This window comes from Pyrobaculum organotrophum (assembly GCF_055384425.1).
Genome location: NZ_AP042430.1, coordinates 1,260,391 through 1,282,269, shown reverse-complemented (window position 1 = coordinate 1,282,269; position 21,879 = coordinate 1,260,391). Strand labels below are relative to the sequence as shown.

Here is a 21,879-nt window from a genome sequence, read left to right as displayed (position 1 = left end):
TCCCACACTCTCCCGTGGGCCGTATCTATGTAGAGACATATGGCTGTTGGCTAGCTAAAGCAGATGCCGAAATTTTACGACAGAGACTAGGCTACGAACAAGTTTCTAATGTAGATGAGGCAGACGTAATTTTAGTATATACATGTGCTGTTAGAGAAGATGGAGAAGTGCGACAGTTGGCTAGAATTAGAGAACTTGTAAAACTGGGGAAAGAGCTTATAGTGGCTGGGTGTCTCGCAAGACTTAGGCCATATACAATAAAATCTCTAGCCCCACATGCCAAGTTGATCTACCCCTCGGAGATAGAGGGCGGGAAAGAGCGCAGCATGAAAACATTGCCTAAATACGAGAGGGGGCTTATATATACAGTGCCACTACAAGTGGGTTGTCTTGGCAATTGTACCTTTTGTGCAACTAAATACACTAGGGGAGGCGCGGGGTATGTAAAAAGCGCAGATCCAGACGATGTAGTACGCCATATAAAAGAGGCTGTAGCTAAAGGCGCGCGCGAGATTTATCTAACGGGACAAGACGTTATTACCTACGGTTTTGATGCCGGTTGGAGAGGCGGCTGGACGCTTCCAGATCTACTCGATAGAATCCTAAAGGAGGTCGAAGGTGAGTATAGAGTGAGAATTGGAATGTCTGAGCCTTGGATATTTGAAAAATTTGTAGACCAGCTATTAGACATTATAAAGAGAGACCACAGAGTCTATAGATATTTCCACCTCCCTGTCCAATCTGGAAGCGACAAAGTGCTTGTCGCGATGGGTAGGAAGTACACTGTAGAGGAATATAGAGGTCTCATACGTAGGATAAGACGGGAGCTCGGCGACAACGTCTTTATAGCCACTGACATAATTGTGGGATTTCCCGGCGAAACAGAAGAAGACTTTCAGGAAACTATCAAGCTTGTGGAGGAGCTACAGTTTGACAAAATCCACGTGGCGAGATTTAGCCCTAGGCCTTTTACAGAAGCCGCAGTAATGCCTAGACAAGTGCCAGACGCCGAGAAGAAGAGGCGGAGTAAAATCTTGTCGGAAGTAGCCATGAGGATTGCCCATTTGAGAAACGGCGCTCAAGTGGGAAAGAGAGATGTTGTGTTAATAGATGAGGTAGACCACGGCCTTGTGGTGGGGAGGGCGAGCGACTATAGACAAGTGGTGGTTAAGAGAGGAGCTGGCGACGGACTATTGGGAGAGTTTGTAAACGTTAGGATAGCCGCAGCAAGTCCAGTGTACCTTTACGGCGAAATCCTCTAGAGCAACACTTGTTCCCAGGGGTATTTCTTAGAGGCTCTCTGGCTTCTCAACTCCTCAAGCTTCTTCAACATGTCTTTTACCTCTTCCTCTGTGAATTTTCTAAACAACGGCCTTACATCTCCCAGCGGAGTACCTGGCGTCGGTGGTTTATAGGCCTCGTCCCAACTTGGCTGTGAAATGCCAAGCATCTTCCAGAGCTCAGCGGCGCTTCTCGGCGTAACTGGCGTTAAGCCGGCAGCTATAGTTTTAAGCGACCAATAGGCGCGGTACATAACTGCGTTTGCGACTTCTATGTCTCTACGTAGGAGCTCCCAGGGAGCTCTGGCGTTAAGATACCGGTTGCCCTCTCTAGCTATTTCTACCACGGTGTGGAGGGCGTCTTTTAGCTCTATGGCGTCGTAATGTTTCTCTGCCTTCTTAAACAACTGTATTACTCTATCGATAAACTCCTCATCTTCTCTAGTAGGCGCGCCAGGCGGAGGCACAACCCCACCCATTCTATTTTTGATGAAAGTAAGCACTCTATTTATGTAGTTTCCCACGTCGTCATTCATGATTTTATTTATGATCTCCAACGCAAGAGCCCAGGTAAAACTTGTGTCTCTATTTTCTGGGCGGATATAGATGAGGATAAAGCGCCAGTAGTCTGGCGGCATAAGTTGGAGAGCTTCGTCTATCCATATACCCCACCTCCTGCTTTTAGAAAACTTGTCACCTTCATATAAGAGATATTCGGTAGATGCAGTAGTGGTCGGGAGGGTGTAGCCTTCGCCATTTGCAAGAAGAAGTGCAGGTAGTATAATGACGTGAAATGGAATGTTGTCTTTGCCTACGAAAAATACGATTTTTGTCTCTGGGTCTTTCCAATAGCGTTCCCATTTACCGGCGTCTTCTCTAAAGAGCTCAACTACGGCGGATATATACCCAAGCACGGCCTCAAACCAAACATATATAGTCTTACCCTCCGCCCCTGGAAATGGCGCAGGTATGCCCCATTTGTTATCTCTTGTAATTGCCCGCGGCTTTAGCCCCTCTTTCAACATCCCTAGAGACATCTCTTTGGCATTGGGCGGAAGATGGGGGTTCTCCTCTACATATTTCCTTATTCTATCCTCTAGTTTTCTCAAGTCGAGATACCAGTGTTTTGTAATACGCCACTCTGGTCTTGAGCCACATATGGCGCATCTCGGCTCTATCAACTGTTTGGGATCTAGAAGGCGGCCGCAGTTTTCACATTGGTCTCCCCTAGCTCTCTCGTAACCACAGTAGGGACATTTGCCAATGATAAATCTATCGGGTAGATATATCTTGTCTCTGGGACAGTATGGCACCTCTTCTTCTTTTGTAAATATATAGCCATTATTATATATCTTTAGAAAGAAGTTTTGGACAAATTTTATATGAGTGTCTGAGTGAGTGTGAGTATAGAGATCGAAAGATATGTCCCATCTTTTAAAAAGTTCGGCGACGATTTGGTGCATTTTTTTCGCATACTCCTCTGGGTCTACCCCCAGTTGTATAGCCTCCACCTCTATTGGCGTTCCATGCATATCGCTACCAGATACGAATACCACGTCGTGGCCACGGAAACGTAGATATCTGGCGTATACATCGGCGGATAGGACAGAGCCTATTAAATTGCCGAGATGGGGCACCGTCTGGACGTAGGGCCACGCAGATCCAATTACGTATTTAGCCACGGAGAGAGAAACGTCGAAGTTTAAATTACTTCTGCCTTACTATTGATCTAAGAGCTTCACGTATAGCGCTCTTTAGCCCCCCGCTTTCATACGCCACGAGAACTCTTGACCACTTTATCCTAAGTACTAATATCGTCACCACTAGAGTGGCCACAGCTACGATCGCTATAGACAGCCTAACGTCGCCTAGGTATCTATCAACGGCCATTAACGCCGCGTCTGTAAATAACGCTATGGCTGAGGCGAGAAGAAGCTTTCCAGCAAATACAGCGAGGAAAAACCGCCTTATGCTATAGCCGGCGGCTCCCAGAGGGATATATAAAACGTCGTCTGCCAACGGAGATGCCGCAAATATAAAGACCGCCACGTCTATGCCCCATTTCGATATTTTATCAAAAAACTTCTTTGCGTATTGAAACTCCTCGCCCATGACTACTCTCCCAATTCCATAGCCGTAGAAAAACACCAACACCTTTCCAAGAGTTGCGCCAAGCGCCGTCGTTAAAACGGCGGCTGTCACACTGACGACGTCACTGTGTGTAGCAACATAGGTCACTGTGGCCAAGTAGCCGGGGAGTGGGATAAATGGTATGAAATGCGATATAAAAACTGCTAGGAAGACGCCGAGTAGTCCGACGTAATCCACGGCGCGTTATTTACCAAACCTCCTTTGTCTTCTGGAGTATTCCTCAACTATGTAGACAAGATCTTCTCTCTCTATCTCAGGCCATAGCTTGTCGAGGAAGATAAGCTCAGAGTAGGCAGATTGATAAAGTAGGAAGTTGCTTAATCTCTTCTCGCCGCCTGTTCTTACAACTACGTCAGGCTCGGGGTTTGGTAAATCTTTAGTGTCTAGACACTGAAATAGCGTCTCTTCGTTTATATCAGCAATTTTAACCTCGCCGTTTAAAAGCCGTTTTACACAACGTACAATTTCTGCCCTACCGCCGTAGCCTAAGGCGAAGGTTAAGTTATACGACGAATAACTTCTTGTGACAGATTCCAACTCATCCATTAGCTTCACTACCCTCCCAGGTAGTAACGATCTGTCGCCAATAAACCTAATTCTCACCTTATTTTCGTGGATCAAGGGGTCTTCGAGAGATTTTCTAAACTCCTCCTCAAATATCCTAAATAAAATCTCCAACTCTAGCCTACTCCTCTGGAGGTTCTCTGTAGAAAGCGCATAGAAGGTAACGTTTCTAATTTCTCTAAACTCAAGCGCCCAGAGAAGAAAACTACGCACTTTTTCCACGCCGCGTTTGTAGGCGTGGTAAAAATCGAGCCCTGCTTTTTTTGCAAATCTCCTATTGCCGTCTGGAATTACAGCGATATGACTGGGTATTTTAACAGACCCGCTCTCCCACATGTTCATCACCCCCCTTCTCTATTGTAAGAAGCACAGGCTTGTCACAAGTGGCAAGTATCATTCCTTGACTCTCCACGCCCATTAATCTCTTGGGCTCTAGATTTGCCACAACCACGACGTATTTACCCACTAGATCCTCAGGCTTGTAATACTCAGCCAAGCCGGCGACGATCTGTCTCTTTTCGGCACCTAGGTCGACCACTAGTTTTATAAGCTTTCTAGAGCCCTCGACTCTCGCCGCCTCTAAGACCTTACCCACGCGAAGGTCAATACGTCTAAATTCGTCAATCGAAACTAACGACATCACAACGCCGTGTATACGTATATTTAAAGGTTTAGTTTAAAATCTCGGTAGGCGTTGCCAACGCTGTATATTACCACCTCCGCCAACTTAGGCCCGGCGCCCAGTTCGTATTTAAAATAAACAGCAACGCCTTGGACTAGATGGATATAACTCCTTTTCTCTACAAACCCCTCTTTAATCTCCTCACTAGGCGGGAGGACGTTTACAAAGTCTCCGTTGGCAGTCGCTAGATATACATCTACCCGCTCCACGACATCTCTAGTTACTTTACATTCTAAATATAGCGGGGTGTCTAAATGCATATGTCTAATAGATGCACCTATTTGCTTTAGTCTGCCAACTACATAGTTCACAGTCTGTAGTACCTGCTCTTTTGATGCAAGAGGCAAGACTATCACAGCCGGCGGGATTGCTAACACACTGTCTAAATCCCTCTCTTTAATATTCGTTTCGTTGCCACTGCAGCAATAAAACCTATGGCCAACGGCATTAGGTATACGGCTAGGAGAAACACGGGTATACCAAAGTAGCTCGTCTCTACAGTTACAACAACGACGTTAGATCTATTTGATAAGAGATAGTCATTACCTAAAAACTCCGCGTATATCATATACACGCCGGTGTTTTTAAACCTAAGTGTGACAACCGTCGATTTTTCAACCAATACATCTTCAACATCTGTAGAGTTGTATGTCTTGTTTATCTTATATATCAAAACGCGGCCTTCCTCTTGCCCCACCGGGCTTTCTAAATTAACCACAAGCGGAAGGCCGCCGTCTATAAGCGCCATTTTTCTCTCGGCTCTAATCTCTATTTTGGCGGGGTTTTTAACCGCTAAATAGAATTGGGAAGTCCAACATGGGTAGTAACTATCATCGCCTGGGAAAAAGACTGTAATATTGTATACCCCAGTTTTGTTAAAAACGAGCTGAGGCCCTGCTACACTTCCGTTGATGTATATATATGTTGGAAAAGAGACTAACGGTTGGACTACGTATCTCCTAAGTACATATACTGTGTTATTAACGACTTCGCCTCTTAAAACAAAATGTATTACACACTGCGCCCTGTCTATAAATACATATGTGATATTTTCTACACTTGAATAGTTGGGATCAAAGCTATCAAATCTTGCAGTAATCTTAAAAACGCCGCCACGTGGAGGCAGCCACATGCCTTGGTAAGACGAGGAGTTTCCCGAGTAGACCACCGTGCCGTTTATTATGAGGTATAGTCTACCAGCCACCCCGCTGGGTTGTAGAAACATTCTAACAGGCAACGCCTCTCCATAAACACCTCTCTTTGGCACGTCGAGAATTAGTTTAACAATTGCACTACTTACAAAAACGTTAAATGTGGCCTTTGTACTAAGAAGCCCAGGGGCCTCGGCTATAGATACTGTACCGAGATATGTGCCGGCGGGTATGCCAACTATTTTCAAAACGCCCACGCCGTTTGTCACTCTGACCGTGTAGTTAAAGACGTGGAATCTCCCCATTAGCTCTACACGTGCCGTGGCGTTTATAGGCCTTCCATATAGCCGTAGAAATATCGGTATGTCCAGTTCTTGTCCATAGACCGTAGAGAACGTTTTGTTAACTATAATCTCCGGCGTCGAGGGGGCGACGAAAACTAGCATAGAGAGTTTTGCATTTCGAAAGTTCCTAGTGGTCGGGGTAAATACGACTGTCAAATTGTGAAGGCCAGGCCCGATCTTTAGCGTATCAACGAGGGGGCCGCTTGGCGCTCCGTTTACAAACACCGTCAGTAACCCACGCGGTTCTACTAACGATAGAGCCTTTGCTGATATAGACAACAGCTTGCCATACTCTACCACATAGGGGTTAGAGAAAGTCCCATTGATTTTTACATCTAGTTGAACAGGTGCTGGAGATACCTGGAGAACTCTGTTGACGCCTATCGACGTAATATTTCTATCTTCTGCCACAGCCACATAGAGCTGGTAGACGCCTACGTCTAAGAGTCTAAATATTAGAGAGCTTGGAGACTTCACTAGAATTGGCGACGACCGATTCATAACTATAGAAACAGTAGCTCTATAGTCCCTACGTCCTACAAATACTCTCACTGTGATGTTGATAGACTCGCCGTATGTATATTCATCTTTATGAATCACCTGTAGGTTTGGCACAGCCTTTTTGACGGTCAGGTTGTAAGTCGTAACTATGTCTCCCATAGTTAACGTCAATGTGTAACTACCCGCGCCAAGACTCCACGTGTCTACTGCAATAAGCTCAGACGCAGGTAATACAAAAGTGCCTATTGAAACTAAGCCGCGTCGGGGCGGCGGATGGAGGTTTATTTTCATCACCTCTCCAAAGACATTGTTAACAACTGAGATATTCGGAATGACTACGACTTTTGTCTTTTGGTAAAATACGCCGTCTGTAGCCACTAGGTGGTACAGCCCGGAGTATTGTGGAATAAATGCCGTAGTAGGAGCCTTAGACCCATTTACATAGAGCATAACTGTTCCACATCCCCTCTCTGTCATATTAACCGAAATTTTTGAAGTCATATTTGCTGCGTTTATCTCTATTCTACATTTATCAACGACAGGTAGTTTAACAACTTTGCCATTTATCCTCAATGTGATATCGCCTGTTGTTTTCAATGGCCTCACGCCGAGATAGATCGTACTATCAGAAGTAATATTGAAATCCACGACGGCGCCCTCTACTACCTCCACTTGTTTAGCCCCGCGGATTGTGAGATTTGTATATGTATATGCGTTAACGTACTCTGGTTCGATACTTACAGCGACGACTATAGCCACTATTGCCACTGTAAATATGAGACAGCGATGCACATACATCTATGTGGTCTGTTATAAATTTTTCGCGGCACAAAATTAAATATATTGAAATTTACATGTCGTGGCTAAGATAATTACAATAGATGTGTGGGGCACCTTAGTGCCTGTGGAGCCGGCTATAAAAGCTGTCGTCGATGTATTACACAAGAGTCTTGGGGGGAGGATCCCCTACCAGACTGTTCAAGCTCTTATAAATGAGGAGAGGAGAAAGATGAAGCTTGCAAGACGGGAGAAACATGAAGTTGTGCCACCCATATACACATTACTTGACATACAGAGACAACTACGTAATAGGGGTATAAATACATTTTTTGACGTATATCAAACACAAGATGCTATAGACGACGCTATTTCTCGTCTTGAAATTACGCCTTATGAAGACGCTGTTGAGGCGATAAAACACGCCAAAGCCGAAGGCTATAGAATTGGAATAATTTCAAATGTCCTACTCTGGAGATCTCGCGCAACTAGAAAGTTATTGGAAACCCTCGGCATTTCACAACTAGTAGATTTACAGCTATATGCCGACGACATTGGTTATGTAAAACCTGCTGTACAAATTTTTGAAGCTGCCAAAACGCTTTTATTAGGCGATGTAGAACCCGATGTATATCTACACATAGGTGACGACTTCTATGAGGATTTCCTCGGCGCGTTAATGGCTGGCTACGGCGCTGTGTTGATAGATAGAAGAGAGCAACACACAAAGAGAGAATTGACAGAGGCAGTGCCCTGTAGGGCATATATCGTAAGGAGTTTAAAGGCTCTACCGTTAGTGCTACATGAAGCAGAAAGCTGTATTAAGCCAGGTTAGACATCAAATACTTCACATATTCAATAATCGATTTTACAGCCGGCGACTCCGTAGGCTTAAGCTTTAACACCTCTATTTCCAACGCTTGTCTTGCAGCTTGTAGAAGTTTATCAAAAGGCACGATGTGTGGAGGCTCTCCAAACGTCTTTTCTACTACACGTTCCCACGGCATTGAGTGGACGGCACTTATGGAGTACTCGGGAATATACATATTGAGCACTGGCCTAAGCCTTCTGCCTCCTAACAACTCTACGTAGCTCTTTGTCGTTTCAATAGCCGATATATCGGGCGTTACAACAGGCACTACATAATCCACAAGACCCGCCGCCAAACTCCCAAATGGAGATGGGGGCATGTCGATAATAAGCACCCCCGGCTTTAGCCTAGATTCAACTATCTGTAAGACATGTTCTAATTGCCGCTTGGTGAGAAAGCCGTCTCTACCTAGAAATGTAAAGACGAGTTGAAAAGCGCCCTTTTCTGTATTCCACCTCCTTAGGTAAAACGCCCTAATTGGGTCGGCAAGTTTACCTATGACGTAGTCAGATAGAGAGGGCCTTCCCCAAGTTGCAAGAGACTCCCCTATGAGTATAAGCGCCGCCGTACCTATATTAGGTGTAAGATCTATAAAAACTACGGGGTAGTAGGACACATTTCTCCAGGCATAAGCTAATAAAACCGCTGTGTTTAACGCTAACGTAGTCTTGCCAGTGCCTCCCTTAGTTCCAGAGGAGAAGACAAGCCTCTTCATACCTCTGGCGCAGAGACAGGCCTCCTCTTTATTTCTTCCGGGGTGATCTCCCTCTTGGTCTCTACTTTCTCCTCTTTCTTCTTTTCTCGCCTAGGCATTATTAAAACAAGACTAGCCACATAGAATAAAATTGCGGCAATAGGCCATTGACATAAGACGGCCAGTGTAAACGCCGTGATATTGAGCACTATGCCTATGGCGAATTTCACGTAATCTACAAGCGACAACTTATTTATCTATTTCAGCTATTTAACCACTTTAGAATAGTTGTATAACACGCCTTCTATAATTTCACAAAGCCCCTCTACGTCCCCCGCCTTGGCTTTCACCCACAACGGCGTGTCTCTCCTTAGTATATACTTTTTTCCGATTTTCTCAAGATATCCGGCTATGAGCAAGGCCTCAGACATATTAGCTACTTTAAATACTATAGATCTCGTTGGCCTTATCTTTGTCTCAGCCCACTTTGAGACGTCGCCAACGACAAAACTAACTACATTGCCGCGGGCCCCCTCTACAAGTTCTACTAGAAACCTAGCCAATATCTCGCACATTCTCACATTTTAAAAACGCGTATCGTATATATATATCTTTCTATCGGCTTATATGCGCGTTCTTATCATCGGCACCACAGGCCTAAATATGAAGGCCTTGGCGTCTTCACTAGAGAAGTTCCATAGAGAACAGAGCCGTGGAAAGCTCGGCTTGTACTTCGTAGAGGAGGAGTTAAAGAAAGAAGTAGACTGGGTTATTTTTCTTGACAGCGACGATTATTATTGGCAAGAACGCGTCTGGAGAGAGGCAGTGGCTAAAACAGTTGCTAGGGTAGAGGAAGAGGCGCCAGACCACGCGGCCATATTTATGAACTTGCCATATTTTCGCAAAAGCCGCTTTTTCCCAGCTGTCGACATCTCAGTATTACGGGCATTTAAGCCAGATCTCCTCATGACTTTGATAGAGGAGGCGCATGTCATTTGGCGTAGAATACAAATACGGGAGGGCCGTGAGAAAACTGGCGCAACTCTCAGACTTAAAGACGTATTCGCTTGGCGTACAGCCTCTATTCTCATAGGCGACACAATAGCTAAGGCGCTAGGCGTACAAAATGTAGTGGTTGCAGTAAAACACCCAACTAAGACCATATACGGCATAGCCATAGGCGCCGCAAGACCTAGGTTCTACCTCTCGTTTCCAATAACATATACTAGAGGAGATCCAGAAGCGCGGCGGGAGATAGACGCCTTTAGAGCCGAGATGCACAAAAGATTTTACGCCTTCGACCCTTTGACAATGGACGAAAGAGTACTGCGGACGGCGAAAAGACAGGGAAATATCGTAGTCATAGAGGCGGAGGACCGCTGGCTTCTGCCAGAGGGCGTGAGGCCGGCTGTCGAAGACGAGCCAGAGCTCTATCCAATGGAGATACCCGTGGATCAAGTAGAGGAGGTTTTAATAGATATAGACAACTTAATCAGATTTAAAGACTTCCGCTTTATACTCCAGTCAGACGCCGTCGTCGTTTATAGACCATTTATGAAAAAAATGTTTCACAAGGGGGTCTTCAGCGAGATTATGTACGCCTCGAATACCGCCCACAAGAGACTTTTTATCTATCTACCACCTGACGACAGAACTACAGGCATGGACTCTCCCTTTGATCCCGGCGTTGGAACAATTGAGGAGAGATTAGAAAAGTTTTTCGAAGTTATTGAGAGATTTGCCGCCCGTTTTTCAGCTGAGTGATAAACTCAACAATTTTCTCACGGCCGCGAATCTCGAGGAACCCCCTTCTCTCATCTACCACATAGAGCACATCTTCGTCTACGAAAGGCATATACAACACCTTGATCTCCCCCGGCCATTCCCCCTGGGGATTTCTAGTTACTAAATAGGCTCTCACGACATATGTATCCTAAAACAAGTTAATAACTCCATTGTTTATAGACAGAATCGCCAAGTTAGATAAAACTTTCAGCGTCGTCTAGCCTCTTCATCTATCAAGCCGACCGAACCTCAACATCAAATTATAGATTATCCATATATAAAAACTATGAGAACCCCGCCATTAATCTGGCAAGAGTTCTACATTTCGGCCATAATATCTTAACTCTGGGGAGAACAAAAATACTTAAAATAAGCGTATATACCCATATGGACTACAAACTTGCCGCGGGGGTTGCCATAGGGCTTATAATCGGAGTTATAGCGACCATATTATTTATCCCCCAGCCACAGTCTCAACAACAGAGCGCTCCGCCTTGTCCAACTTCTCTAGATTTGATAAAGAAGAGGGGGAAACTTATAGTTGGAACCTCCGCCGACTGGCCGCCTTATGAATATATAGAAAGTGGAAAAGTCGTGGGTATTGATATAGATATCGCCAGAAGAATTGCGGATAGTCTCGGAGTCCAGCTTGAAATACGTGATATGAAGTTTTCAGCACTTATAGAAGCTGTCAGAAAGGGAGATGTCGATTTTGTTATAGCCGACATGGCTATAACACCTGAGAGAGAAAAACAAGTCCTCTTTTCTATTCCATATCAGGTAGATTCGTCTACTGTTGTTGTAAAGAAGGGAACACAAATTAGAAGCGTAGAGGATCTAAGAGGCAAGACCATCGGCGTACAAGTGGGAACTGTACAGGAGGATTGGGCTGTTAGAACCCTCGGCAACTATTCAAAAATTGTGAGATATGACAGAGTGTATCCCTATATGGTTGAGGCTTTGCGTAAAGGCGATGTCGATGCGATTGTCGTCGGGGGAGTTGTTGGAGATGCAGTAGTTAAAAGATTTCCAGAGTTTGAAAAAGCGTTTTCAGTAGGAGTGCGCTACAGCGCTGTTGCAATGCCGATATGTGCCTACGATTTAAAACTACAAGTAGATAAAGTGATATACGACATGTTACAAAGCGGCGAAATGGAGCGGCTGATAAACAACTGGGTAGAGAAATGGCTCTATGGCTAATTATTAAACTTTCTCTCGTTTTAATATCCCCCTTTTCTACAACAACAACGTTTGAACTAAATAACGTTGTATATACAGTATATGTCGCAGATAACTTTGTAAAGTGGGTTATTGGCTATATGAATGTGACCTCTTATGACCCACGCGGCGTTGGGGCCGTCGGTATGTTATTTATATTTCCCAGAAATTCTACATACTGCTTCTGGATGAAAAACACTTATATCCCCCTTAGGATTGTCTGGGTCAGCGGAAGTAGAATTACGGGACAGGCCTTGGGAAGGCCTCTAGACAAAACTCCGGTATGTGGCTACGGCGACAAAGTGCTAGAGCTTAAACCTGAGATTATACTTGGCGAGCAACAACAAAAATAGGCCTTTCTCGTTTTCAACTCACAACTAAGCGGGAACCGCCCCGGGAGAACATCACACCGCATTAGCTACAAACAACCAAAGGCCGCTATGGTATCTCTATCTTTGGTGTTCTATGCACGTTCATATGGGACCTCTGGAGTAGGGGAGAAAAGTCTGTGTCTACACCGTGGCGGCGCTATTCTAAACGTCATAACTTGGCAATTGACAATGACATAGGCTAAGATACGACGAAAAACAGAACGTCTAATAAGACCGTTTCACGTAGACACCGACAAATACGCCAAGTCAGCACTCTGACCAACTCCGCCGCAACTGAATTACGTGCCAGACCTACTTCAACCCACGAGCCTCTGGAATAGAACCTCTATAACACATTATGCCTAGATATCGCCGATATCGCAACGCTGAGAGATCGCGTGGCATGTATCCAAGGACGTGGGTATACACCGGCAGTACATCAGGTATAAAAAGCTGGGTCTCGGCCATGAGGTTGGGCGTGGCGGTGGCTGCGGCGGCTTTGGCGGTGTACGCCTTAGCCGGCTCGGACAGCAAAGCGCAGTCTGCGCAAGACGCGGCGATCGAGGGGCTGACCATTGGGGGTAATGACCTCTTCTGGTACATGTATGGCAGACTGCTGAGGAAGATGAAGGTTGACGACGTGTTTGGGCGTATTTTGGAGAGGCCGGTTGGGGCTCCCGGGCCTGCGAAAGGCAAATTTCAGCGAGAGACAGTGGTTTCACAACGACGCGGCGGGTGGGGAGGTTTACGAGAGGTGTCTTGGGGATTTTTGTAGACGCGGCGAGGATATACATAGTGGCGACAGACCCAGCCTGCGGAGAGAAGATAAGAAGAGCTGTGGAGGATCTCGCCAGCCGATACGGCACGGAGCTCGTCATCCTCAAAGACAAATACACACAAACAGCTAAGCCAGTGGGCAGACGCGCTGTTTCATAGGGCGTTTAAGGGGGTTTGGGGATAGGCTGAAGCAGATATGTGGAAAGATAGTTGTCACCGGGGTTGGAGTAGACCAAGCAACTAACCAGATCGTCGTGGGCATAAACCCAGACTGCATAAGCCGGGCCGTCATCAGAGAGCTAGCCAAAGCCCTAGACGAGTTGAGAATCCCAAAAGACGCCGTAATCCTAGAGAAATTCCCTGGTGTTGCGCCGTATCCGTTGCCAGTCGGCGTTATGGAGTCTAAGGATTGTTCTCTTGTGTTTACTGGGGGTTCGCGATGTTGGAAACCCCTTCGCCCTTACGGCTGGCGGCTGTGTGGTGTCCTACATAGATGTGTTAGACCACCGTAGATGTGTGATATTACCGCCTGGTGTCTGGGATATGTTGGGTGGTTAGGGCTGTGTGGCGATTCTGCATTGGTGCTGTACCACTGCGATAGCCACAAAGGGAGGTAGCGGCACACCCGTCCTCACGCCTTGGGTTGTTTTATCTTTCGTCCGCTGACTATTTTGTGACTCCGATATCGGTAGCTCTTCGAGATTTTTGAGGCGGTGTAGATTAAATTCCTCGTTGAGGTAGAATTTAATAGTGCCCCCTTACGGCTCCCGATCCTCTTCGGGAGGCCGCCGGAGTCGAAGGCCCGGCCCTGGAGTCTAGCGGCTGGGAGCGCCGCCAGCCCTAGTGACCTGGCTCCTCTCTGTCCGCGACCGCCCTAGCGCAGTCACGAGTGGGTCAAACCCCTAGGGAGAGTCGGCGCCGGGGAAGGGGGATGTAACGATGTTGTCCCGCCGACTTTTATAGTCGGCGAGCAACGACATCGTCACTAGTCAGAGGGGTTCCTCTTCCTCACCAAGTTTAAATATATGACCGCTTTTAAAAACGTGCTTCTGTGGGTTTACCTCGCCTTGGCGTCTTATGTTGTCTCTATAGGCTTTGGGCTCGCGAGCATGTCTGCGGCTTCAGCTGCGGCTGGCGCTATTTCCACTGTTCTTGTGGGAATTACACTCACTAAAGCCTACCGGGAGTTGCTTAATATCAGAGATATGTATTGGGATAAGCTCGGCGGCGTGTGGCTCGGCGGCGAATACGTCGTTGCCATCTGGCTTTTTGTAATCTCGGGTGTATCGTCACAACCAATTGCTCTGTTTCTAGTACATCAATTTGAAATTCTTGCAGACAGAAATGTGGAACAGATAGACTTTACAAAGTTGATGGGCTTGGGGGCGCTTGTCTTGGGGCTTCTTCTTCTAGTGGCAGTCTGGATAATTGCTTGGGCCTACTTGATTGAGGTTTTTACACGGGATATATACATCGTTAAAGTCGCAACGGGAGTCGGCACTTTTAGACCCTCTAGCGCCACGTTTTATATCGTGCTTAGTGTCATTACAATAGGTTTTTTATACTTCTACTGGTTATATAGCGTATGGAAGTGGATTTCTCAACTGAAGACATCGACGAAGTTGCCGCACTTATCGCAAAGTCAGACTGTGTAGTGGCGCTCACAGGCGCAGGGGTTTCTACAGCAAGCGGCATTCCAGATTTCCGAGGGCCTCAGGGCATTTGGAAGAAGATAGACCCTGAGAAATTCGACATAGAATACTTCTATAGAAATCCAGATGAGGTTTGGGATCTCTTTATCAAGTTCTTTCTCCCCGTCTTTGATGTAAAGCCTAATCCCGCCCATTATGCTTTAGCCGAACTGGAAAAAATCGGCAAATTGTGTGCTGTGATTACACAAAACGTAGACATGTTACATCAAGCCGCTGGCAGTAAGAATGTAATTGAGCTCCACGGCGCGCTCAGAGACGCCGTATGTATTAAATGCGGCGCTAGATATCCACTTAGAGAAGTATTAAAGTGGCGTAGTAGCGGGGCGCCTAGGTGTCCCAAATGTGGAGGAGTTCTTAAGCCTGATGTAGTATTCTTTGGAGAGCCTCTTCCACAGAGTGCACTAAGAGAGGCTCTTATGCTAGCCGAGATGTCTGACGTATTTATCGCAGCGGGGACTTCGCTAGCTGTATATCCTGCAAATCAACTGCCGGTAGTCGCTAAGAAAAGAGGTGCAAAACTCGTGATTGTAAATGCCGACGAGACTTATTACGATTTTTTCGCAGACTATGTGCTGCGGGGTAAAGTTGAAGAGATCTTGCCCAAGCTCGTGGAGAAGGTTAAAGACATTCTATTTTAAACGGCTTCTTTTCTACAAGAGCCTTTTCTACTTTCTTGCGGAGTTTTCTAATTTTTATACAACCTACGTCTTTTTCTAACAGCTGTATCGCTTCTTTTATCAACCTCTCAAATTTGTCCAGCTGACCCTCCTGGAGTTTTACAAATGATGCGGCCAACATTATTAAGCCTTGTAACGTCGGCTCTCTAGTTTTTCTCCAGACGCCCTCTAGTACGTTATGCGCCTCCCAAAATCTCTCTTTATTAAAAAGCTCTACGTATTTCTCAACGTCTCCACCGACTTCTTCAAATGTTATATCTATGACGTCTAGAACTCTGCCTATTTTCCTCTCTACCTCAACCACGGCCGTTTCTAAATCGTCGGTTTTAACATCAACTTCTACATGCGATGACGCAACTCTTATAGTTATAACTGGGAGAGACGCCCTCAGCTGCTTAATTAGAAACTCTCTATGAGACGGAAGATAGCCTGGGTTCTCTGCTATTATTAGATACCTCATTTAGCCAGTGAGAACAACATAACAACAAAATCTACTACGTCTCTAAATGATAATATTCCAACAAGTCTTCCCGATGTATCTACCACGGGGAGATGTCTAATATCTTGCACACGCATTTTTTCCATCGCCTCTGTAATTAGAGCGTCTTCTCTGATTACTATTGGATTCTCTGTCATTACCATCCAGGCTGGCGTATCCGGCGCTAGAGACCGGGCTACTACATACACTAGATCTCTTTCCGTAATTATGCCCACGGGTTTTCCCTCTTCATCTACTATAACTACACTACCAACTTTGTTTTCATACATTTTTATAGCTATGTCTTTTATTTTGTCGTCTTTTTTCGCAGTAATTACGTTTCTCACCATTACATCTGACACTCTGAGTGGGAGCTCTCTACGTTTTAACAGTGGCATAAATTCTGTCTTGTCCCCTCTATTTAACTATATCTTTACTAACATTTTTCTCACAGAGAGGTCTAGATCCACTATTACTTTTACATCTCCGTAGACCTCTCTCATCTTTCTAACTGTAGATATCAGTCTGTCTAATCTTCTTATGAAGTCTGCATTGTCTGGTAGGGGTCCGCCGGCATAAAACTCGACACCCTCTGCAGGTTTTAAATCGATGCCAAAGGCAAAGGCAAGCTCTTGAAACTTCAGCCACCTCTCTTCTAACGTCTCTAGAGCTAGTCTATTTGTTCTATACTTCTCGGCGTATTCTCTAATTGACGTCAACAACGTCTCTAGCTCAGACAGCGTAATTAATATCATCTCGAAAGGTAGTACGCTATCTCTACGTTGTCGACACAGAATTTAACCATGCCTGGCGTAAGGTCGTGACATCCAAATGTGTTGAGTCTAGTCTCTTCTCTTGGCAACGGCGGGATTTCTCTAGGTTGTGGAAGCGTAGGTATTACCTCTGGAAGAGAGGCCGGCGTTATATAGCTCTCGTCCGGCCCTATCACCACTGTGTAATCTCTTAACTTGAGATCTTCAGCCATTTTGTCAGCTTCAACAAGTGTTTCTAAGACAGAAGAGAGCGCTATGTAAATATAACCGAGGGTGCCGAGGCCTATTGTGTAGTTGCCAACTTGTCGGCGTGCTAGTAATATCGGCGTTGATTCTATCTGTGGCACAAGCGACCTTAAATGCCAGATGAGCTTCTCAATATTTGTTGAGCTTACTACGATCATATTATTATCCTTGTCTTACCGCCAGCTATTTCTATGTATACTTCTTCGTTTGGACCAAGCACCTTTAACAACACCTCTTTTATACGTGGGTCTATCTGTAGCTCTGCAACTTTTTTCTTCTGGAGCGTTCTCATGGCACAACTATGAGCGTATTTCTGCCCCTAAATACAACATACATATCTGGCGGAAAATATCGTAGTATATTCAACGGCACTCCAGTCGGCTGCGGAGGCCAGTAAAAATTTACCCTGGAGCCTCTTATAGCAACTGGCTTTACCTTATATCTCTCTAGGATAGATTCCACATCTTCTATAATATGGAGTTGCGACGTATGTAAAATCATATCTGCACCCTCTGGCGTGTTTATATATTTTACTTTAAAGTATCAAGTCTTAGCCGCCGTTTTGCAACCGCAGACAAGGGGGCTGGGTCATTGGGGCTTGCGTTCGTCACCGCGGTATGCCAGACCCTAGGCCGGGGGATGTCGTTCATGAGAGAGAAAGTTTTCTGAAGGGAAAATCTAGATAGTTGTCGAGACGGAGGTGAGGGAAACGAGTCATTATGGCTTTCTCTAAGAGTTTCTAATATCTCCTCTTGGCCCATATCGACGGTATATTGTCTCTGTGGTCGGTGAAGCTGTAGGAGGGGCGTGTCGTCTTCCTGTTCTTCAACTCCTGTAGCTTCGCGCCGTATCTCAAACAGACTGTTGAATACAACTCTAGACACGGCAACCCGTACCGCCGTGCGAGCTCTTGTAACCTTTTCCGCAATTGGCCTAGCCCGTCGAGGAGGTGCTTCTTCTCTCCGTCTCCGTCGCCCTCCCTCAACTCCCAATAGCTCTCGTCTTCTATCTTGTCGACGACTACGGCGGCTTTGTACTCCATCGCCAACTTGACGATCTCTCCGGCGATCTGCGTCACAACGCCCCCTATTTTCCTAAACCGCCTGGACTTGAGGTGGCGCGTCCTCTCCTCAAGCCGCCTCCTTGGGTCCGTCTCCCTTGCGACCCATTCTTCCAACCTACTTATCTCCTCGTGAAGTCTCCCCCGACTCCCTCGCCACAGAAAGGTCAGAGTGCTTTGGCGCCTAGTGGGAGAGACCGGAAATCCTAGACATCGCCACGGGGATGCACTCAACCGTAGAGGGATACGTCAAGAGATTGCTTAAGGAGGCTACGTGACTAGAGGAGCCAAAGCTCACGACAGAGGAGTTTGACAAGGAATTCCACACCGCTTTGTATACTCCTCTCGGCTAACAGATTTTAACCTGGGAAAACTTCTTTTCTATGCAAGCTGTGATTTTAGCCGGTGGGTTTGGAAAACGGCTTGCGCCACTGACAAACGAATTACCTAAGCCGCTGTTGCCAGTTGGCGGAAAGCCTATTCTTGTGAGACAAATCGAATGGCTTAGGAGATATGGAATTGTCGATATTATATTGGCCGTGGGTTACCTAAGACATAAGATCTTTGAGACTCTGGGAGATGGGCGTAAATACGGCGTTCGTCTCTTCTACAGTGTTGAGGAGGAGCCCCTCGGCACTGGGGGCGCTATAAAAAACGCCGCTCCCTATCTAACAGACGATGTATTTATAGTAGTGAACGGCGACGTGTTGACTAACCTGCCTGTAGATAGAGTTGTTGAAGCTCTAGAGAACGCAGATGGAGCAATTGCGCTTGTGCCTCTCAGAAGTCCCTATGGCATTGTTGAGTTTGACTCTAACGGCTATATCTCTAGGTTTAGAGAAAAGCCGCTGTTAGAGGGCTTTTATATTAACGCAGGCGTTTATGCTCTAAGGAAAAAAGTGCTGTCGGAGTTGCCAGACAGGGGGAATATAGAGGAGACTCTCTTCCCCTCGCTGGCGCAACAGAGACGTCTTAAGGCTGTTATATTTAGAGATGTCTTTTGGCGTTCTGTAGATAGTCTAAAAGACTTAGAAGAAGTAGATAAGTATTTTACTAATGAATCTTGAAGAGCTAGTTTTAAAATACGCCTTAGCTAACGCCGTTAAATACGGAGGTAAGGCAGATGTTAAAGCTGTTATGTCAAAAATCATGGCCGAAGTGCCAGAGCTCCGGCCGAAGGCTAGAGAGGTGAAGAGTATGGTAGAGGCCGTTGTGGCTAGGGTAAATTCTATGTCTCTAGAGGAACAACTTAGGTTGCTACGGGAGAGGTGGCCTGAGACTTTAGAGGAGAGGAGAGTTGAACAAAAGAGGCCAGGCATTGAAAATTTGGCAGAGCTGCCTAATGTAAAAGGCGGCGTGGTTGTACGTTTTGCGCCTAATCCGGACTTTGTGCTTCACTTAGGTAGCGCTAGACCTGCTATTTTAAACTACGCATATAGACTAAAATACGGCGGTAAGTTCATACTACGGTTTGAAGATACCGACCCCCGAACGAAAAAGCCGCTTGTAACCAGCGAAATTAATGCCTACGAAACCATACGGGAAGACCTCAAGTGGCTTGGCATCAAATGGGACGAGGAGTATATACAGTCTATGAGAATGGAAATCTACTATGAACATATCAAAAAACTATTGGAAAAGGGAGCTGCGTATGTTGACCTCTGCCGCCCCGAGGAGTGGAGAAAGTTGAGAAACGCCGGTAGAGCTTGTCCACATAGAGAACAAAGTCCAGAGGAGAACTTAGAGCTGTGGGATAGGATGTTGGAAGGCCGTTTTAAAGAGGGAGAGGCGGTGGTGAGGATAAAGACCGATTTGTCGCACCCAGACCCAAGTGTGCGAGACTGGGTTGCGTTTAGGATAATTGATACGTCTAAAACACCCCACCCTCTGGTTGGGGATAAGTATATCGTCTGGCCTACGTATAACTTTGCTGTTTCTATAGACGATCATTTAATGGGCATCACCCATGTGCTTAGGGCACAGGAACACAGCGTGAATACAATAAAACAGTCTTACATCTTTAAACACTTTGGCTGGGAGCAGCCTGTCACTATACACTTTGGGAGACTTAAGATTGAAGGAGCTTCTCTTAGTAAATCTAAGCTAAAGGCGCTTGGCGTTAGATACGACGACATAAGTCTGCCGACTCTCGCAGGTTTGAGAAACAGAGGAATTCTCCCCGAGGCCATCTGGGAGCTTATACTCACGGTGGGAGTAAAACCATCTGATTCAACTATAGCGCTGTCTAACCTCTTTGCTCTTAATAGAAAGAGGATAGAGCCGATAGCAAATAGGTATATGTATGTGGCAGACCCTATCAAACTCGTGTTTAAATCTGATAGAGAACTTTTAGCAAAAATACCTCTACACCCAAGTTTTAGAGAACGTGGAGAGAGGATCTATAAGTTTGGGCCAGGTACAATAGAGCTGTTTGTACCTAGGCAAGATATAAAGCCTGGAGCTGTCGTCAGACTGATGGAGCTTGCCAACGTCGAAATCATAGCCGTAGAAAACGGCGTTGCCCATGGCCGTTTACACAGTGTTGGCATTGACGAGGCCAGAAAGGTGGGCGCGCCTATAATCCAATGGGTTTATGAGCCCATCGAAATACATGTCGTAAAGCCTGTGGCCGTGGGGAAAAAGGTAGAAGAAATAGGGCTTGGAGAGAGCGCTCTTGAGAAAGTAGAGACCGGCGCCTATGTCCAATTTATGAGATATGGCTTCTTAAAAAAGGTGGGGCCTTCGGCTTTTGTCTACGTTCATGATTAAGTTAATATTTGACGCCCTCACGCCTAAACAAGCAAGGATTGCTGCTGTTTTATACCAAGAGGGGAGTAGACGTGGTATCAACGTTGTTATTACATGTCGTAACTATTTCCATTTAGCTGATATACTTAGAATATATGGAGTTCCTTACGTATGTATAGGTAGGTATGGAGTTACGCCATATGAAAAACTGGTCTATGGCTTGGAGAGACAGAGAGAGCTTGTGGAGTATGTAAAAGACGTAGATGGCATGCTTAGCTTTCCCTCTCCAGACCTAGCCCGAGTGGTATTTGGACTTGGTAAGCCAGTTATTGTGATGAATGATACTCCTCATGCAAGTCATGTGAATAGGCTTGTCATACCGCTTTCCGAAGTGTTGATAGCGCCTGCCGCCATACCTCAGGAAATTTGGAAGTCGTATTGCCCAAGGCGTGTTGTGACATTTGATGGTGTGTTTGAATATATGTGGATTTCTAAATTTGCGCCTAATGAGGAGGTTATCAAGAGACTGGGGCTTAGGAGAGGCGAATACGTAGTTTTTAGACCTGAGGAAGAACATGCGTCTTACTATCTGTGGAACACCGCCACAATAAGAATGAGACTTGTGGAAGAGTTTAGAAAGAGGGGCTACGTTATAGTAAATGTGCCTAGATATTCGAATCAAATTATAAACGGAGTTTTTAACTTGACGGAGGCTGTTGACCATTTACAACTAGCCTATTTCTCCGCAGGCGTTGTGACAGGCGGCGCAACTATGGCGACTGAAGCAGCTCTCCTAGGCGTGCCGGCTCTCTCGTATTTCCCAGGTGACTACTATTTAGACAGATACATAAGAGATAGAGGCGCGCCTCTATTTAGATGTAGAGATCTAGAGAGTTGTCTTGTTGCAGTTGAGGAGATGTTAAAAATTGGAAGGACTTCACCGCCAAAATTTGAAGACCCCACCCCTCTAATATTGGAAACTGCCACCGAAGTTGTTTCACTTCGTGAGAATTAGATTT

General features: G+C 45.8%; 29 protein-coding genes. 12 read left to right on the top strand and 17 right to left on the bottom strand.

Annotated features, from left to right (window positions below):
- The first annotated feature begins 14 nt into the window (after window positions 1–14).
- The gene (locus ACZ49R_RS07855) at window positions 15–1,262 is read left to right on the top strand and encodes a tRNA (N(6)-L-threonylcarbamoyladenosine(37)-C(2))-methylthiotransferase (RefSeq protein WP_464732609.1); all 1,248 of its coding nucleotides are present in this window, start codon (window positions 15–17) and stop codon (window positions 1,260–1,262) included.
- On the opposite strand, the gene metG (ACZ49R_RS07850) is transcribed toward ACZ49R_RS07855, so the two are convergent.
- Genes metG (ACZ49R_RS07850) through ACZ49R_RS07825 form a run of 6 tightly spaced genes read right to left on the bottom strand, consistent with a single transcriptional unit; the run spans window position 1,259 to window position 7,471 of the window.
- Window positions 1,259–2,962, bottom strand: coding sequence for a methionine--tRNA ligase (gene metG / locus ACZ49R_RS07850; protein WP_464732608.1), 1,704 nt, complete (start codon window positions 2,960–2,962; stop codon window positions 1,259–1,261). The two genes, ACZ49R_RS07855 and metG (ACZ49R_RS07850), sit on opposite strands and share 4 nt — an antisense overlap.
- A gap of 25 nt (window positions 2,963–2,987) precedes the next feature.
- Window positions 2,988–3,608 (bottom strand): DedA family protein, encoded by a 621-nt coding sequence (locus ACZ49R_RS07845; RefSeq protein WP_464732607.1) that lies wholly within the window; start codon window positions 3,606–3,608, stop codon window positions 2,988–2,990.
- A gap of 6 nt (window positions 3,609–3,614) precedes the next feature.
- A complete protein-coding gene (gene uppS / locus ACZ49R_RS07840; RefSeq protein ID WP_464734109.1) occupies window positions 3,615–4,331 on the bottom strand; it encodes a polyprenyl diphosphate synthase in 717 nt (238 codons plus the stop codon).
- Window positions 4,309–4,635 carry a methionine--tRNA ligase subunit beta gene (gene metG, locus ACZ49R_RS07835; protein ID WP_464732606.1) on the bottom strand — a complete coding sequence of 109 codons (327 nt, stop codon included), beginning with the start codon at window positions 4,633–4,635 and terminating at the stop codon, window positions 4,309–4,311. The genes uppS and metG (ACZ49R_RS07835) overlap by 23 nt, the downstream gene beginning before the upstream one ends.
- Window positions 4,636–4,658: 23 nt before the next feature.
- The gene (locus tag ACZ49R_RS07830) at window positions 4,659–5,054 is read right to left on the bottom strand and encodes a hypothetical protein (protein WP_464732605.1); all 396 of its coding nucleotides are present in this window, start codon (window positions 5,052–5,054) and stop codon (window positions 4,659–4,661) included.
- Window positions 5,055–5,059: 5 nt separating this feature from the next.
- Entirely contained in the window at window positions 5,060–7,471 is a 2,412-nt protein-coding gene (locus ACZ49R_RS07825) for a hypothetical protein (RefSeq protein WP_464732604.1), read from the bottom strand.
- 61 nt (window positions 7,472–7,532) lie between these two features.
- Here ACZ49R_RS07825 and ACZ49R_RS07820 point away from each other — a divergent pair, with 61 nt between their 5' ends.
- Window positions 7,533–8,285 carry an HAD family hydrolase gene (locus ACZ49R_RS07820; protein ID WP_464732603.1) on the top strand — a complete coding sequence of 251 codons (753 nt, stop codon included), beginning with the start codon at window positions 7,533–7,535 and terminating at the stop codon, window positions 8,283–8,285.
- On the opposite strand, the gene ACZ49R_RS07815 is transcribed toward ACZ49R_RS07820, so the two are convergent.
- Genes ACZ49R_RS07815 through ACZ49R_RS07805 form a run of 3 tightly spaced genes read right to left on the bottom strand, consistent with a single transcriptional unit; the run spans window position 8,272 to window position 9,590 of the window.
- Complete coding sequence (locus tag ACZ49R_RS07815) at window positions 8,272–9,036, bottom strand: P-loop NTPase family protein (protein WP_011762108.1); 765 nt, start codon at window positions 9,034–9,036, stop codon at window positions 8,272–8,274. The two genes, ACZ49R_RS07820 and ACZ49R_RS07815, sit on opposite strands and share 14 nt — an antisense overlap.
- Window positions 9,033–9,245, bottom strand: coding sequence for a hypothetical protein (locus ACZ49R_RS07810; protein WP_167827600.1), 213 nt, complete (start codon window positions 9,243–9,245; stop codon window positions 9,033–9,035). Before ACZ49R_RS07810 ends, ACZ49R_RS07815 begins: the two co-directional genes overlap by 4 nt.
- 36 nt (window positions 9,246–9,281) lie before the next feature.
- Window positions 9,282–9,590 (bottom strand): DNA-binding protein, encoded by a 309-nt coding sequence (locus ACZ49R_RS07805; protein WP_464734108.1) that lies wholly within the window; start codon window positions 9,588–9,590, stop codon window positions 9,282–9,284.
- Between the two features lie 52 nt (window positions 9,591–9,642).
- On the opposite strand from ACZ49R_RS07805, the gene ACZ49R_RS07800 reads away from it, so the two are divergent.
- Window positions 9,643–10,779, top strand: coding sequence for a hypothetical protein (locus tag ACZ49R_RS07800; RefSeq protein ID WP_464732602.1), 1,137 nt, complete (start codon window positions 9,643–9,645; stop codon window positions 10,777–10,779).
- Here ACZ49R_RS07800 and ACZ49R_RS07795 read toward each other — a convergent pair.
- On the bottom strand, window positions 10,742–10,936 hold the full coding sequence (locus ACZ49R_RS07795; RefSeq protein WP_053240268.1) for a hypothetical protein: 195 nt from the start codon (window positions 10,934–10,936) through the stop codon (window positions 10,742–10,744). The genes ACZ49R_RS07800 and ACZ49R_RS07795 overlap by 38 nt on opposite strands.
- A gap of 251 nt (window positions 10,937–11,187) precedes the next feature.
- On the opposite strand from ACZ49R_RS07795, the gene ACZ49R_RS07790 reads away from it, so the two are divergent.
- From ACZ49R_RS07790 to cobB, 6 genes are all read left to right on the top strand, one after another.
- The gene (locus ACZ49R_RS07790) at window positions 11,188–12,000 is read left to right on the top strand and encodes an ABC transporter substrate-binding protein (RefSeq protein ID WP_464732601.1); all 813 of its coding nucleotides are present in this window, start codon (window positions 11,188–11,190) and stop codon (window positions 11,998–12,000) included.
- Window positions 11,985–12,371, top strand: coding sequence for a DUF192 domain-containing protein (locus ACZ49R_RS07785; RefSeq protein WP_464732600.1), 387 nt, complete (start codon window positions 11,985–11,987; stop codon window positions 12,369–12,371). The genes ACZ49R_RS07790 and ACZ49R_RS07785 overlap by 16 nt, the downstream gene beginning before the upstream one ends.
- A 421-nt stretch (window positions 12,372–12,792) precedes the next feature.
- Window positions 12,793–13,164: a hypothetical protein gene (locus ACZ49R_RS07780; protein ID WP_464732599.1), complete on the top strand. Its 372-nt coding sequence runs from the start codon at window positions 12,793–12,795 to the stop codon at window positions 13,162–13,164.
- Window positions 13,149–13,325, top strand: a complete 177-nt coding sequence (locus tag ACZ49R_RS07775) for a hypothetical protein (RefSeq protein WP_464732598.1) — start codon at window positions 13,149–13,151, stop codon at window positions 13,323–13,325. Before ACZ49R_RS07780 ends, ACZ49R_RS07775 begins: the two co-directional genes overlap by 16 nt.
- A gap of 884 nt (window positions 13,326–14,209) precedes the next feature.
- A complete protein-coding gene (locus ACZ49R_RS07770) occupies window positions 14,210–14,821 on the top strand; it encodes a hypothetical protein (protein WP_464732597.1) in 612 nt (203 codons plus the stop codon).
- Window positions 14,752–15,516, top strand: coding sequence for an NAD-dependent protein deacetylase (cobB, locus tag ACZ49R_RS07765; RefSeq protein ID WP_464732596.1), 765 nt, complete (start codon window positions 14,752–14,754; stop codon window positions 15,514–15,516). The genes ACZ49R_RS07770 and cobB overlap by 70 nt, the downstream gene beginning before the upstream one ends.
- On the opposite strand, the gene ACZ49R_RS07760 is transcribed toward cobB, so the two are convergent.
- The 7 genes from ACZ49R_RS07760 to ACZ49R_RS07730 form a co-directional block, all read right to left on the bottom strand.
- Window positions 15,497–16,015, bottom strand: a complete 519-nt coding sequence (locus tag ACZ49R_RS07760) for a DUF309 domain-containing protein (RefSeq protein WP_011762118.1) — start codon at window positions 16,013–16,015, stop codon at window positions 15,497–15,499. The genes cobB and ACZ49R_RS07760 overlap by 20 nt on opposite strands.
- On the bottom strand, window positions 16,012–16,431 hold the full coding sequence (locus tag ACZ49R_RS07755) for a CBS domain-containing protein (RefSeq protein ID WP_464732595.1): 420 nt from the start codon (window positions 16,429–16,431) through the stop codon (window positions 16,012–16,014). Before ACZ49R_RS07755 ends, ACZ49R_RS07760 begins: the two co-directional genes overlap by 4 nt.
- A gap of 27 nt (window positions 16,432–16,458) precedes the next feature.
- Complete coding sequence (locus tag ACZ49R_RS07750) at window positions 16,459–16,788, bottom strand: hypothetical protein (protein WP_464732594.1); 330 nt, start codon at window positions 16,786–16,788, stop codon at window positions 16,459–16,461.
- The gene (locus ACZ49R_RS07745; RefSeq protein WP_464732593.1) at window positions 16,785–17,210 is read right to left on the bottom strand and encodes a hypothetical protein; all 426 of its coding nucleotides are present in this window, start codon (window positions 17,208–17,210) and stop codon (window positions 16,785–16,787) included. The genes ACZ49R_RS07750 and ACZ49R_RS07745 overlap by 4 nt, the downstream gene beginning before the upstream one ends.
- Window positions 17,207–17,344, bottom strand: coding sequence for a hypothetical protein (locus tag ACZ49R_RS07740; protein ID WP_011762122.1), 138 nt, complete (start codon window positions 17,342–17,344; stop codon window positions 17,207–17,209). Before ACZ49R_RS07740 ends, ACZ49R_RS07745 begins: the two co-directional genes overlap by 4 nt.
- A complete protein-coding gene (locus ACZ49R_RS07735) occupies window positions 17,341–17,553 on the bottom strand; it encodes a hypothetical protein (protein ID WP_011762123.1) in 213 nt (70 codons plus the stop codon). Before ACZ49R_RS07735 ends, ACZ49R_RS07740 begins: the two co-directional genes overlap by 4 nt.
- Window positions 17,554–17,791: 238 nt before the next feature.
- The gene (locus ACZ49R_RS07730; RefSeq protein WP_464732592.1) at window positions 17,792–18,229 is read right to left on the bottom strand and encodes a transposase; all 438 of its coding nucleotides are present in this window, start codon (window positions 18,227–18,229) and stop codon (window positions 17,792–17,794) included.
- A gap of 266 nt (window positions 18,230–18,495) precedes the next feature.
- Here ACZ49R_RS07730 and ACZ49R_RS07725 point away from each other — a divergent pair, with 266 nt between their 5' ends.
- From ACZ49R_RS07725 to ACZ49R_RS07715, 3 genes are read left to right on the top strand one after another with little or no spacing between them, the layout of a single operon-like run.
- Window positions 18,496–19,179 carry a nucleotidyltransferase family protein gene (locus ACZ49R_RS07725; protein ID WP_464732591.1) on the top strand — a complete coding sequence of 228 codons (684 nt, stop codon included), beginning with the start codon at window positions 18,496–18,498 and terminating at the stop codon, window positions 19,177–19,179.
- Complete coding sequence (locus ACZ49R_RS07720; RefSeq protein WP_011762126.1) at window positions 19,169–20,881, top strand: glutamate--tRNA ligase; 1,713 nt, start codon at window positions 19,169–19,171, stop codon at window positions 20,879–20,881. The genes ACZ49R_RS07725 and ACZ49R_RS07720 overlap by 11 nt, the downstream gene beginning before the upstream one ends.
- Window positions 20,874–21,875, top strand: a complete 1,002-nt coding sequence (locus ACZ49R_RS07715) for a DUF354 domain-containing protein (RefSeq protein WP_464732590.1) — start codon at window positions 20,874–20,876, stop codon at window positions 21,873–21,875. Before ACZ49R_RS07720 ends, ACZ49R_RS07715 begins: the two co-directional genes overlap by 8 nt.
- Window positions 21,876–21,879: the final 4 nt, after the last annotated feature.